This is a genomic window from Noviherbaspirillum aridicola, from assembly GCF_019656455.1.
Taxonomy (GTDB): domain Bacteria; phylum Pseudomonadota; class Gammaproteobacteria; order Burkholderiales; family Burkholderiaceae_D; genus Noviherbaspirillum; species Noviherbaspirillum aridicola.
Window position 1 is genome coordinate 284,380 of sequence record NZ_BPMK01000001.1, and the last position, 13,487, is coordinate 297,866.

11 protein-coding genes are annotated in these 13,487 nt (G+C 67.2%); 2 read left to right on the forward strand and 9 right to left on the reverse strand.

Annotated features, from left to right (window positions below):
• Positions 1-8: 8 nt before the first annotated feature.
• From NCCP691_RS01355 to NCCP691_RS01375, 5 genes are all read right to left on the reverse strand, one after another.
• Positions 9-761 (reverse strand): DUF2894 domain-containing protein, encoded by a 753-nt coding sequence (locus NCCP691_RS01355; protein ID WP_220806431.1) that lies wholly within the window; start codon positions 759-761, stop codon positions 9-11.
• Positions 758-1,393: an OmpA family protein gene (locus tag NCCP691_RS01360; protein ID WP_220806432.1), complete on the reverse strand. Its 636-nt coding sequence runs from the start codon at positions 1,391-1,393 to the stop codon at positions 758-760. Before NCCP691_RS01360 ends, NCCP691_RS01355 begins: the two co-directional genes overlap by 4 nt.
• On the reverse strand, positions 1,393-3,561 hold the full coding sequence (locus NCCP691_RS01365) for a DUF802 domain-containing protein (RefSeq protein ID WP_220806433.1): 2,169 nt from the start codon (positions 3,559-3,561) through the stop codon (positions 1,393-1,395). The genes NCCP691_RS01360 and NCCP691_RS01365 overlap by 1 nt, the downstream gene beginning before the upstream one ends.
• Positions 3,558-4,322, reverse strand: a complete 765-nt coding sequence (locus NCCP691_RS01370; protein WP_220806434.1) for a DUF3348 family protein — start codon at positions 4,320-4,322, stop codon at positions 3,558-3,560. Before NCCP691_RS01370 ends, NCCP691_RS01365 begins: the two co-directional genes overlap by 4 nt.
• 256 nt (positions 4,323-4,578) lie before the next feature.
• Positions 4,579-5,826, reverse strand: coding sequence for an RDD family protein (locus NCCP691_RS01375; RefSeq protein WP_220806435.1), 1,248 nt, complete (start codon positions 5,824-5,826; stop codon positions 4,579-4,581).
• Positions 5,827-5,944: 118 nt separating this feature from the next.
• Between NCCP691_RS01375 and NCCP691_RS01380 the strand changes: the two genes are divergently transcribed.
• On the forward strand, positions 5,945-6,664 hold the full coding sequence (locus NCCP691_RS01380) for a methyltransferase family protein (RefSeq protein ID WP_220806436.1): 720 nt from the start codon (positions 5,945-5,947) through the stop codon (positions 6,662-6,664).
• On the opposite strand, the gene NCCP691_RS01385 is transcribed toward NCCP691_RS01380, so the two are convergent.
• From NCCP691_RS01385 to NCCP691_RS01400, 4 genes are all read right to left on the reverse strand, one after another.
• On the reverse strand, positions 6,630-9,218 hold the full coding sequence (locus tag NCCP691_RS01385) for a sensor domain-containing protein (protein WP_220806437.1): 2,589 nt from the start codon (positions 9,216-9,218) through the stop codon (positions 6,630-6,632). The two genes, NCCP691_RS01380 and NCCP691_RS01385, sit on opposite strands and share 35 nt — an antisense overlap.
• Positions 9,219-9,419: 201 nt before the next feature.
• On the reverse strand, positions 9,420-10,529 hold the full coding sequence (locus NCCP691_RS01390; RefSeq protein WP_220806438.1) for a glycerophosphodiester phosphodiesterase: 1,110 nt from the start codon (positions 10,527-10,529) through the stop codon (positions 9,420-9,422).
• 100 nt (positions 10,530-10,629) lie between these two features.
• Positions 10,630-12,429, reverse strand: a complete 1,800-nt coding sequence (locus NCCP691_RS01395) for an ATP-binding response regulator (RefSeq protein ID WP_220806439.1) — start codon at positions 12,427-12,429, stop codon at positions 10,630-10,632.
• Positions 12,430-12,595: 166 nt separating this feature from the next.
• Positions 12,596-13,066 (reverse strand): hypothetical protein, encoded by a 471-nt coding sequence (locus NCCP691_RS01400; protein ID WP_220806440.1) that lies wholly within the window; start codon positions 13,064-13,066, stop codon positions 12,596-12,598.
• 154 nt (positions 13,067-13,220) lie between these two features.
• Between NCCP691_RS01400 and NCCP691_RS01405 the strand changes: the two genes are divergently transcribed.
• On the forward strand, positions 13,221-13,475 hold the full coding sequence (locus tag NCCP691_RS01405; protein ID WP_220806441.1) for a hypothetical protein: 255 nt from the start codon (positions 13,221-13,223) through the stop codon (positions 13,473-13,475).
• Positions 13,476-13,487 lie beyond the last annotated feature (12 nt).

Here is a 13,487-nt window from a genome sequence, read left to right on the forward strand (position 1 = left end):
GCGGCCGGCTATTTCCTCGCGGCTTTCGCCGCCGGGCGTTTTTTCTGCTTGACCGTTTTTTCGGGTTCATCCTGGTCCAGGCCGAGCAGCGTCTCCGCGTAGGTCATGAAGTGATCGAGGTAGCCCGGGGAGATCTCGCGCATCAATGTCAGCGACCGCAGCGCCAGCATGTGGGAATTGATCGGCCCGGCATTCCTCGGCGCCTGCTCGAGCGCTCTCGAGACCTGCTTGTCCACGCTCAGCCTGGACCAGGTGCTTCTGAAATTGCGCAGGGCCTTGAGTTCGGGGCGGGGGACCGCGACGGATGACTTCGGCTGGCCGTCGGCATCGTCGGGCGTGAGCTGGTTCAGCGCGCTCACCAGCCCGCGCAGGCTTTCCCGCGCTTCGGCGGCTTCCAGCCGCGAGGCAAGCCGGCGCATGCCGCGGAAATCGCCTGCCGCGTGCAGAGCGTGAAGCTCGGCGGACGCGGCGGGATGCCGCGCGGTGTGCCGGGCGAGGCTCTCCGCGGCGTCGCTTCGCGCGCGTTCGAAGCGCTGCCGGAACGCCGCCAGTGCCTCCGCCAGCGCTTGCTGCAGCACCCGGCCGACCGGGCCGTCCTTTCCGGCGGCGCGGCGCGCGAGCGTTTCGAGATAGTGCAGGCGCGCCGGGTCGAAACCTGCGGCACCCGCCGCCCGCAGGGAAGCGATCAGCGCGCCGGCATCCGGCATGCCGGTCGCCGACGCGGAGTCCGGAGAGGCCGGCAGCGGTTCCGCGCCGTTCATGCGGGAGGGCTCCCGGCCTTCGATGTCTTCGGCACCGGCGCCATCTCCACCCTGCGGTTCTGGGCGCGCGCGGCATCGTCGACATTGGGCTTCACCGGCTGTTCGGCGCCGAAGGCCGCCGCAAAGACCAGGGAGGATGGCATGCCTTCCTCGATCAGGGTGCGCGTGACCGTCAGCGCGCGCTGCGCGGACAACTCCCAGTTGTCCGCGAAAGGACCGCCGCGTATCGGCTTGTCATCGGTGAAGCCGCTCACCATCAGCATTTCGTCGCGGGCGCCGAGGTAGGCGCGCAAGGGCGCGACCAGGCTTTTCAGCAACTGGCGGCCATCCGGCTGCAGCTCATCGGAATTGGGCGCGAACAGAACCTGGCCGCTGATGCCGATGCGCCCGTTATTGAGCGTGATGCGCCCGGCGGCGAGCGGAATGGCGAGAGCCTTTTCCAGGCTCATGCGGCGCTGTTCCTCCTGCTCGCGTTTTTTCACCTCGTTGCGCAGGTTCGAGGTCAGTTCCATCTGGACCGCCGTCACCGCCACCAACATCAGCACGAATGCGCCGAGCAGGCTGGACATCAGGTCGCCGAAGACCGGCCATACCGGCGCGGCGTGTTCGACCGAGGCGTCGTGCTCATCCATCAGCGCACCTCATCGGCCAGCGCCGCCCGTCTTGCCGGCAGCTGGCGAAGCTGCTCGACGATTTCCTTGTGCGAGGACATGCTCAGGTCGATGATCTCGCGCGCCTGCGCCACGTAATAGGCGAGCTGCTCATCGCTGCGCGCCATCGACTTGTCCATCGCGCCTTCGATGCGCTGCAGGTTTTCGATCAGCTTCTCATTCGCTTCGCCGAACGACTGCACCGCCACGCCGAGCGCCTCGCTCAGGCTCGATACCTCGACCGCGCTGCCGGCGACATGGGCCGCGATGTCCGACAGCTTCGTCGCCTCGGCGGCGAGATTGTCGGAGAAGGCGGCAGCCGACGCGTCGAGCGCCTTCGCCGAGGACGCCACGAGGGAATCGATCGCCGCACGCTGTTCCACCGATGCGTGATTGATTGCATCGAGCAGTGCGTTGAGGGTTTCCATGATGCGGCTGCGCTCCTCCAGCAATTCATTGTCGCGCGCCACGCTGATCGAGATTTCGCGGCGCAGCTGGCCGATCACGTCGGCGGCGGCGCGCGGCGCTTCCGAGGCGGTCTCGATGAGTCGCGCGATCGGTGCTTCGAGCGCGGTGCCCAGCGTCGTCAGGTGGGATGCCAGCGCCGCCTGCAGCTGCCCCAGCCGCTCCACGGCGGCATGGCCGCGCCCGGCTTCCTCATCGCGCAGCGCGCCGAGTTCGGCGCGCAGCAGGGCGGCCAGCTGGTCCATGCGCTCGCGATGCTGAGCCATCCAGTCGGCTTCGGCGGCAATGCGCGAACGCATCAGTTCCTCTGCCGCGGCGATCAGGCGCGCCGTCTCCTGCAGGCTCGTGCCGGCACTTGCCCGTGCATGCTCGGTGATATCCCGCACGGTGCGGGTCACGCTTTCGCAGATGCTCTGCTGCTGCGCGAGCGTTTGCGCATTCGACTGCTGCAGTTCGCGGACGAGTCCGGCGGCCGTCGCCTGCAGCGTTTGCGTCCATGCCTGCCGATCCCGCTCCTCGCGCTCCGCCTGGCCGGCCTGCAGGGCGGCGTGGCGTTCATCGAGGCCGGCGACCAGCGCGAGAGAGCGCTGTTCGAAGGTCTCGTTGAATGCCTGCAGGCCCTGCCGCAGTTCGCCGGCAAGCGCGGCGTTCGCTTGTTCCTGGTTCTTCACCGCCGCCGCCCAGCTGTGGGTTACCCGGCCGGCGGTTTCGTCGAAGCGCGCGGACAGCCCCTCCAGCTCGCGCTGCACCGTCTCGGCCGCGCGCGCCTGCGTCAGCCTGGCTTCCTGGGCCATGCCGCTCATCGCCGCCTCGACCACCGGCCTGATGCTCTCGCCGGCCGCGCGCGCCGCCTGGCCGAGGCTCTCGCGCAGGGACTCGTCCACCGCGTGCGCGAGGCCGGTATAGACCTCCCTGACGTCGGCGTGAAAGGCTTCCTGGTTGCCGAGCAGCCGCTGGTTCAGCTGCTGGCTCATGCCCTCCATCTGCGCCATCATCGCTTCGAGACGATCGACGACCCTGGGCAAGGCCTCCGATTGCCGCTGCAGCGCCCTGAAGCTTTCCTGCCGCTGGTGGGCGAGCGAGAAGCGACGCAGGCTGGTGGCGACGCGGGTGTCGAGCAACTGCGCCGCCATAGTGCGGTCGCGGCGGCTGAGCGCGGACATCAGGCCGAGCATGGCGGATGCGGCTACGCCGGCGATGGAGGTGCCGAACGCCAGTCCGAGTCCCATGACCGGTACCGCGAGGGCGGAACGGATGGCCTCCAGGTCGGCGGTCTTTTCCAGCGCGAAGACGGCGCCGTTGAGTGTGACGACCATGCCCAGGAAGGTGCCGAGCATGCCCAGCATGACCAGCAGGCCGACCAGGTAGGGCGTGAGCGCCGGACCGGGCAGCGCGACGCGCTCGCCCTCGATGCGCAGGCGCACCGCGTTCTGCAGCGAGGGATGCAGCCTGCCGAGCCAGTCTCCGGGATCGGTCATGTCGGCGGGAATCTCCGCCAGCGCCTGGTTCAGCGAAGCGGTGGCCTCGCGGTAGCGCCGAAGTTCAAGCGCGCCGGCGCAGTAGACCACGGCAACCGCGAAGGTCACCGACAGCGCCAGCAGGCTGGAATCGATGAACGCTGCCGCGACCCAAGCGATCGCGAGTGCGCCCAGCGCGAAGGCGGCGCCAAAGAGATGTCTGTTCATTGCGTATCCTGGTTCAGTGCTTCCATGAGGCCCATGGCGGGCTGCAGGCGCAGCTCCAGCTCGGCGAGCAGCAGCGTGCGCATGTCGCCGCAAAAGCGCGCCAGCCAGCCGCCCGGCTTCATCCAGCCGGCGGGGTTGTCATCCTGTCCGGCGGCCGCGAGCGCTTGCCGGTGTTCGTCGACCAACTGCCCGAAGCGTCGCGCCAGCAGCGCCGGCACCCTCGCCAGCAGCCTGCTCTCGCGCTCGCGCAGTATTTTTTCGAACGTGGCGTCCAGCTCGGCGAGCTTGGCGCCGCGCGCCGATGATTTCGCCAGCGCTTCGCGCAGGTTGACCCGGAGCGGCTGCAGGCCGAGTTCCATGTCGCGCTGATGGGCCGCGTAGAACCGGCGGTAGGGAGGGTAGGCGGTCTTCGGCTCGAGCGGCAGCTCGGGCAGGAGCGTGGGCAGTTTGATATGGGATTTGCCGGCGTCGGGCGAGAAACTTTTCGCGATCGATTCCTGCATGGCGTTCCGCATGCGGTCGAATTCGGCGGCCGCGCGGACCCGGATCTCGTTGAGCGGCGCCCCGGTCATCGCGCGTGAACCCCGCACTGCCTCTGCATGGACCGCCGACAGCGTGATCGCGTCCGCGAAATGAATCCACTGACCCAGCTTCTCGGCGAAGCCGTCGACCGGCTCGGCCGCGTCCACGACCGCCAGGTCGGCGAGATGCCGGATCAGTGTCGAACCGTGGAAATTCGTACGCGGGAGCGCAGGCGTCATAGGCCGGTGTGAACAAAATCGAAATAGCAGGAAAACATGCCGTTCATGCCGTGCCGCGCATGAAGACAGGTCAGGGACTGCCCTGGCGAATCCGGGCCGCCCGCGGCGGCCGTCCAATGGCGAAAAAGAGGCGCGGATTATATCGCGTAGGAAAAGGGAACTCAAACGAGGACGTGCATGGAAGACAACACGGTCCTCTGTTCAATTGTGGCGTGGGGCATTGCGCGCTATATCCGGCCCGGGGGCGAAAGCCGCATCAGGTGGTCGGGCGCGGTTCCTGCGGCAGCACGCTGTTCCAGAGCGATTTCTTCATGGTGTCGGCGAGCGGCGCCGAGTAGTCGAGCGGCGGCTGATTCACCACGATGAGACGCCAGAACACATCGTCGAGCTGTATGACGCGTACCGACAGCACGCTGCCCTTCTTGCCGGGCATCGTGCCCTCGACTTCCCACACCGGCAGGCCGTCTTCCTCGAAGAACCGGCCCCTGCCGTTGAACTGCATCCTGCTGCGCATGCTCTGCAGGAAGGCATTCGCGTAATCGGGCAAGTCGACGTTCGGCACGTCTTCCGGCCCGAAAATGATCTGCCCGCGGCCGGTCAGCTCGGAAAAGACGAACAGGCGGGTGCCATAGTCGTTGGTCTGCGCCTCGAGACGCCAGCGGGCGTCGACGATGACATTCTGCTCGGTCTCGGGGTTGGTCCACACGTAGAACTTCTGCGCCGCCGCTTCGACGCGCTGCCTGTCCCGTTCCAGCTCCATGTACCGCAGGCCGGCGAGCGAAGCGACCGATACGCAGAACAGCACACCGAAGGCGGCGCGCCTGCCGATGCCGGCCGCCCGCGCGTGCACGCGATGGCCGGCCGCTTCGTCATAGCTCGCCTGCAGTCCCTTGACCAGGCGGTTGCTCTGCCGGGCCATCGTAAGAAGCGAAACCGGCGGAATGCCGAATCCGAGGCCGGCCATCCACAGCCGCAGGTTGCGGCGCAGGTAAGCGTCGAGCGGCAGCAGCTCGCCGCGCACCGATGTCACCCGCAGGCCGAGCAGGGCCTTGCCCGGCGTATTGCCCAGTACCGAATAGATCACCGCGTCGAGCGCCAGCGCGAGGGGCAGGCAGGCGAGCATGAACAGTTCAGCCGACAAGGGGCCGTTCATCCATTCGACGAAGCCGGCGAACATCCGGCTGAGCAGGAAGCCGAGCGATGCGCTGACGGCAAGCGATGCCCACCACAGGTCGAATGCCCGCGCCAGAAAGCGCGGCCAGCGTCCGGCGAGGGGCAGGGCATGGCGGGCCTCGTCGTCGCGGCCGAGCGGGGCAGGGGGCGGGACGGCATGGACCGCTTCCTTCAGGCCCGGCACCTCGTCCAGCGGCACCCACTGGTCCATGCCTTCCTGCCAGACCATGCTGGCCGCGTCGATCAGCCCCTCGTGATAGAGCTGCTGCAGCGTGTCGACGCCCACCGGGCCGACCCGTTCATCGTCGCGGATGTACCACCAACCATTCATTCCCTGCTCCGGGGCAAAACCGGAATGATGAAGCTCAGGCATGGAATAGGCAAGCAGGGCTCGGTCCGGGCACGGCATTTGCAGCGCATCGGTCCCCTGAGCTTGCCATTCACACGACATGCATACCGCCGCCAGGACAGCGATCGCCACCCTTGCCTTTGCCGTCATCCATAGCGCACTCGCCACCCGCCAGGCCAAGCGGGCCGCCGCAAGCCTGCTGGGCGCGGAACGCGCGGCGGCGGCCTACCGCGTGTTCTATGTCGCCCAGGGGCTGCTTTCCTTTGGCGCGCTGGCGGCGTATTGCGCCAGCCTGCCCACGCGCACCGTCTATCGCATCCGCGGGCCGGGCGCGCTGCTGATGCGCGCGGGCCAGGCCGCCGGCGCGTTGCAACTGCTGTCCGGATTGCGCGAGATCGGATTCAGGCGCTGGGCCGGCATCGACAGGCTGCAGGCCTGGCGGCGCGGATTGGCATTGCCGGCGGCGCCGGCGGCACAGGGGCCGGAGTGCGGCGACGACGGCATGCTGCTGGCCGGCGGCCCGTTTCGCTACAGCAGGCATCCGCTCAATTTCGCGGGCGTGCCGCTGTTCTGGCTGACGCCGCACATGACCACGCGGCGCCTCGCGTTCAGCGCGGTCGGCAGCGCCTATCTGATGATCGGCAGCCTGCACGAGGAAGCACGCCTGCGGGAAGCCTACGGCGGCGCCTACGATGCCTGGCTGCGCAGCGGCGTGCCTTTCTTCTGGCCCGCCATGCGGCCACGCGCAGGCAGCGCGGAGCTGAAGTCAACGGCGACGCCGTCGCTCACGCCTGGCCGTGCCGTCGGTACCAGGCGCTGAATTCGTCTCCCGATATCGGCCGGCAGAGGTAGTACCCCTGCGCCTGGTCGCAACCAAGCTCACGCAGATAGGCGAGCTCTTCCCGGCACTCGATACCCTCGGCGACGATCTCCAGGTTCAGCGCGCGGCCGAGCGCGATGATGGAATCCGTGACCGCCCGGCTGGCTTCATCCGTGAAAAGCCGGTGGATGAAAGTCTTGTCGACCTTGATCTTGTCCAGCGGAAGCTGGCTCAGGTAATTCAGGCTGGAGTAACCGGTGCCGAAATCGTCCAGCGCCACTTTCACGCCTTCGCCCCGCAGGCGCTGCAGCATGCCGACCGCGACCCGCAGGTCTTCCATCACGGCCGTCTCGGTCAGCTCGATCTGGATTTCCCCTGCGGGCACCCGCCCGGCCTTGATCGCGGCGAACAGGCTTTCCATGAACACGTTGTTGCGGAACTGCAGGGCGGACACATTGATCGCGATCGGAACCGGCGGCATGCCTTCACGGCGCCATTTCGCCAGCTGCCGGCAGACCTCGGCCAGTACCCATTCGCCAAGCTCCGCGATCAGCCCGCTCGACTCGGCGATCGGCACGAAGCGGTCGGGCGGCCAGGCGCCGTCGGCGAACCGCACCAGGGCTTCGACGCTGACGAGACGGCCGGTATGGATGTCGACGACGGGCTGGTAGTGCAGGCAGAGCCCGTTCTCCCGCAAGGCCTGTTTCAGCACGCCTTCTATCTGCACATGGCTGCGCACTTTTTCCGCCACTTCCGGGGTATAGGACTGGACCTGGTTGCGCCCGCGCAGCTTGGCCTCGTACATCGCGGCGTCGGCATGACTGACGAGCGCATCGATGTCGGAAGCGTGAAGGGGAAACAGGCTGATGCCGATCGACGCGGACAGGCCGATTTCAAGCACGCCCACCCGGCACGGCGCCTGCAGCGCGTCGAGGATGTGGCGGGCGACGGCCTCCGGCTCCTGCCGCGGATCGAGGCCGGGAAGCAGGATGAGAAATTCATCGCCGCCGAGACGGAACACGATGTCCTCGCCGCGCACGCAGCGCTGCAGCCGGGACGAGACCTCGCGCAGCACCGCGTCGCCGACCGCGTGCCCGTGCATGTCGTTGATCGGCTTGAAACGGTCGAGGTCGATGAAGGCCACCGCCACGGTTTCACCCGCCCGACGTGCGCCCGCGAAAAGATGGCGCGCGTACTCGAACAGGAGCGCGCGGTTCGGCAGGCCGGTGAGCGGATCGTGCAGGGCGGCGTGCCGAGCGCTCTCTTCCGCCTTTCTGCGCTCGGTGTATTCGTGGCAGACCACCATCACCTCGTGCTGCGAGCCCGCCGGTCCGGGAAGGGGAACGCAGGTGACCATCAGATTGCGCAGCGCCTCGCCGTCGGAGAAGGCCACGTCGTCCGACTGCGCGACTCCGCTCCGGAACGCCCGCTCCAGCGTGGGGCGCACGCTCGCGAGGAACAGGGAGCAGGACTCGTGATCCCTCCTGCCGATCAGGTCTTCCTTGCGCAGGCCGGTCTCCCGCAGCAGTGCCTCGTTGGCCGCGCGCACCCGCATGTTCCCGTCGTAGATGATCATTGGATCGGGAATGCTGTCGAAGGCGAGGCGCAGGCGCTCCTTGCCGATGCGGACCGCCGCCTCGGCCTGCCGCTGATACGTCACGTCGGTGACGGTCAGCACTGCCAGGGGCGAGTCATTGTGGTCGACCCTGACCATCCATCCGCTGAAGCGTCCGGTCCAGCGCCGCTGCGTCCCCTTGCGCTGCACCAGCAGTTCGACGCCGTTGACCGGCTCGCCGCGCAGCAGGTGCCGGACCGGCCAGTCGGCGGGAGGAACCCGCTTGCCCTCCGGATCGAATACATCGAAAGTCTTGTCGAGGTCTTCCAGGCTGCCTGAAATCTCCTCCTGCCGCTGATAGCCGAAAAGCGCCATCGCGACCGAGTTCGCTTCCAGCACGTGGCCGCCGGCATCGAACACCAGGACGCCCTCGGACAGGGTTTCCAGGACCGCCTTCAGTCTTGCGCGGCTTCGTGCCAGCGCATCGACCGCGCGGCGCCGCTCATCGATATCCTTGACGACGGCGATGAAATACACCGGCCGCCCGTACTGGTCGCGCACCAGCGACACGGTGAGATGCCCCCACACCGTGCTTCCATCCTTGCGGATATACCGTTTCTCCAGGACATAGCTGTTCAGCTCGCCGGCAAGGACGGCGTTCAGTTTTTCGCGATCTCCGGCCAGGTCGTCGGGATAGGTCACGTCCTGGAAGCTCTTGCCGAGCATTTCATCGGCGGCGTAGCCGAGCATCCGGCAGATATAGGGATTGACCCGCAGGAAAGTGCCGTCGGGAGCGACGTGCGCGATGCCGACGGCGGCCAGTTCGAAGGTGGAGCGGTACTCTGTCCTGGCCGCGTTGAGCAGGCTCTCCAGGCGTTCCTGGTTCCGCTTGTAGCGGGCGATCTCGCCCTGGACATCGCATGCCTGCGCGTTCTCGGCCGCCGCGTGCAGAGCGGACGGCGCGGGCGGCTTTTCATGTGATGGCGTGGCGTCTTTCATCGCGGTCCGTTTCGGTCATGGACGCAGGCGGAAGTCGCCTGCATCCATACACCGTAGCGCTTGGACCGCGCTTTGCCAGTAAAGTATGCAGCGGCCGGAGCGCGGCCGCGTGCCGCCGGCAATACTTCCTTTCCGCAAGCGATGCGCAACAGGCGCATGCCCGCCGGGGCGCGCACATCGCCCCGGCGCTTTCAGGCCCTGCTACTTCTTGCCGCGGGTATCGAACACCGCCCGGCCGACCGCCGGGTCATCGATGAAAATGCCGTCGACCCCGGCCTCGAGAAATGCCCTGATCTCGGCGGCCAGGTTGCCGCGCGTCGACGGCGACTTCGGGTCGCCCAGGCGCAGGTTCGTCGGCAGGAAAGGATTTTCCGGACGGAAGGTATAGGGATGCACGAGCAGCTTCGCCGCATGCGCATCCTTCACGAGCGTGGTCGGCTGTCCGAGATTGCCGGCGGCGTCGCGCGGGATCACCATGTCCTTCGCCGGGCCGATTCCGTTTGCGTAGCTCGCCACTTCCAGCAGTCCCGCCGCGCTGGCGATGTCGCGGTAGCCGCGGCTGTCGCCCGACAAGCGGAAGTCTTCCGGCTGCCCGCTCGCCGACAGCAGTTGCACCAGCGGCAGATCGGTCATGCCGCGCATCTCGCGCAGGTTGGACACTTCGAACGACTGGATGAACACCGGCGCATGCTTGCCGCGATAGCCGTTGGCATGCAGGGTATCGACCAGGCGCTTTTCAAGCGGCAATCCTATCGACTTGAAATAGCTCGGATGCTTGGTTTCCGGATAGATGCCGATGGTGCGCCGGGTCTCCTGCGACAGGCGCCTGGCGAGATCGATGATCTCCTGCAGCGTCGGGATCTCGAACTGGCCGTTGTACTGGGTGTTGGCCGGGCGGTTCGCGGGAATTCTTTCCCGTGCGCGCAGGGTCTTCAGTTCCGCGAGGGTGAAGTCTTCGGTGAACCAGCCGGTGATGGCGACGCCATCGATCGTCTTGGTGGTCTTGCGGCCGGCAAACTCGGGCCGGTCCGCGACGTCGGTGGTGCCGGAAATCTCGTTCTCGTGGCGGGCGACGAGCACGCCGTCGCGCGTGCTGACGAGGTCCGGCTCGATCACGTCGGCGCCGTCCTCGACCGCCTTGGTGTAGGCGGCCAGCGTATGCTCGGGCCGCAGCGCGCTCGCGCCGCGATGGCCGATCACGAGCATCTTGGGCAGGTGAGGATGCGGGACATTCATGTTAGTGCTCAAGGCCTGTGCCGGAAGGAGCGAGCAGGCGGATGCAAGCAAAACCGCGATCGAAGTCAGTTTCATGCAAGTTTCCTTGTGCCGTGGGAGGAGGGCTCATTGTGGTCCAGGCTTGTTACGGGATGATGTCAAAGAGTTACCGTCATGGCGGCGCATGCCCTCGTTCTCAGGCGGCCAGCGCATCGAGCAGACGCTGCGCGAGCACGGGCTTGAACAGGCAGGGCACGCCGCTGGCCTTGATCGCGGCGATGCGCTGCGGGGCTGTCTCCCCCGTTACCAGCAGGGTGCGCACGTTCGGCGTGTCGGCACGCACCTGCAGCAGGAAATCCAGGCCGCTGCGCTCGCCCGGCAAGCGGAAATCCGCCACCACCGCATCCACCGCCTGCTGCCGCCAGAGCCGCTCGGCATGCTCGACGCTGGCGGCGGTGAGCACTTCGCAGCCGTAGGACCGCAACAGGCTCGCGAGTGCTTCGCGGCTGTCCGGCTCGTCGTCTAGGACCAGCACGTGCGCCGGCAGCGCGCCATGGAAAGGCATATCCTGCCGCTGTCCGGCCCCGCAGGTGCCGCCCCGGCCCGCGTGCACGTTCGCACGCGGCACCCAGACCCTGAATCGCGTCCCCCGGCCGGGCTGGGAATCGAGCGCGACCGGATGCGCAAGCAGCTCCGACAGCCGCTTGACGATGGACAGTCCGATGCCCAGTCCGCGGCGCCGGTCCCGCTCCGGATTGCCCAGCTGGTAGAACTCGTCGAACACGAGGTCGTGATACTGCTGCGGAATGCCGATGCCGGTGTCGACGATCTCGAAGCGCACCCGTTCATCCTTGCCCGCCGCCTGCACGCGGGCCGCGACCAGCACGCCGCCGCGTTCCGTGTACTTGAGCGCATTGTCAATCAGGTTGCCCAGCAGGCGCTCGAGCAGTTGCGGATCGCTGAGAACGGCCAGGTCGCCCGGCGCGCGCAGGCGCAGTTGCAGGCCTTTCTCCTGCGCGCGCCCGGCGAATGTCGTGTGTAGCGACATGAAAAGCTCATGCACGCTGAGCGCCTCCAGGCGGGGCTGCACCGCGCCGGCATCGAGTCTCGAAACGTCCAGCATCGCGTCGAGCGACTGGGAAAGCATGGCGACGGAATTGCCGAGCTGGTCCACCGTCTGCGCGCGCGCGGGGTCGGTCTCGGACCGCTGCAGCACGGAGGTGAACAGCGAGATCGCATGCAGCGGCTGACGCAGGTCGTGACTGGCGGATGCAAGGAAGCGGCTTTTCTCGCGGTTGGCCTCTTCGACCAGCGCCACCTGCTGCGCCAGGCGGCGCGCGAGATCCTCCTTTTCGAAGCGCACGTTGAGCGCTTCTTCCAGCAGGTGCGCCTGCTGGAAGGTCCACTTGAGTATGATCGCCAGGAACTGCGCCAGGCCCAGGGCGAGAATCCACTGCACCACGCCGCCCGCCCACACCAGCGCTGAAATCAGCCCCAGGCCGGCGGGCAGGATGAAGACCGCCGTGGTGCGCCGATGCGAGGCCAGCATCGCGGCCCCGGTCGAAATCGCCGCCACGATGAAGGTCGACATCAGCGCGACGTAGCCCGGCTCGTCGAAGGGCATGACTACCCACGGCGTGGCGCCCCAGTAGCAGCCGAACACGAAGAGATAGACGGTGCGGCGGGCCAGCATCGGGGCCAGCTCATGGTCCTCGATCGGACCGCGCTCGTTGAGCTTCCGGGTCTCGAGATAATTGAACCCCTTCAGCAGGTACAGGATGGCGCACCATGCGACGATCGCCGCCGACGGACGATGCATGTAAAAGATCGCCAGCATCGAGGTCGCGAACGGCAGGGAGTAGAGAGTCCGCGCGGGGCTGCCCCGCTGCAGCAGCAACTCCAGCTTGACGCGGCGCCCGGCGCTGGACAGCTTGCCCGACGCCGCGGCCCGGCTCTGGATCAGACGCTGAAAGAACGATCCGACGGATGTTTGCATGAATACTCGCCGGGCGCGCCGGGCTGGGTTGTCGATGCGGCGGCCGGTGCAGGACGGTCTGTTCAGGCGAGAGAGGCAAAAACAGGCGTTGCGGCGGCGCAGCCGGGAACCGGCATTTTATCCCTGTTGGCTCCCGTGCAAGAGAGCAATTCGGCGGCCCCGCCGGTCAGGCGAAATTCTTCTCCGCCCATTCCGAGGCAGTCTGGCGGTTCAGCCTGAACGTCGGCGCGACGCGCTTCTCGGCGATCGCCTCGCCGTGCTCGTCCAGCGCCCTGAGCACCGCGTAGGGTTCGTAATCGTCGGGCACGATGGTGAGCGTGACGGTCAGCGAGGCGTCGCCGACGGAAATGCCGACGCTCTTGTTGAGCGATGCCTGCAGCTGCTGCTCGTGGCGGCGCAAGACTTCGGATGCCGTCTTGACCAGGGTCGAGAAGGCGCCGGCATCGAGCGGTTTCGGATTCTTCTTGTCGCGTCCCATGGTCCAGGGGCCGACCAGCGCCGGCTCGGACTCGCCGTCCTTGTACATGGCGACCGCCCAGCCTTCGTCATCCTCGTTCTTGATGACGCGCGCGGTCCAGCCGTCGTCCTTCCAGAGTCGGTCCTGGTGGATGGGAAGATCGGAATCGGGATCGGACATGGCGGGGACGGCAAGACAGGAAAGGAAGCGGGCATTATACGGAAGCCGCGCGTCCTCGGCGGGAAGCCGCGCGTCCTCGGCGGGGATGGGCCGAAACAAATGGGCGGGCCGCGGCAAAGCGCGTAGACTGGGCCGCTTCAGACCGGGAGCAGACATGACGCAAGACGAGATACTGGAGATGTTCCGGCACGAGGCGGCCGGGTTGCCGCCAGAAGCAACACCCGCCCACGAAACCATCCTCGTGCTGGCCGATCTCCTGGCGGAATCGCGCGGCAGACTGTCCAAGGAGAACTTCGAGACGCTGGTGCACGTCGGCGCGGTCCTGTACAGGGCGGGAGCAGAGCAATTCAATGCCCGGCAGGACGTGGCGGACATCATGCAGCATTCCGCCAGACCGCAGAACGAGTGAGTCCGTGGCGCC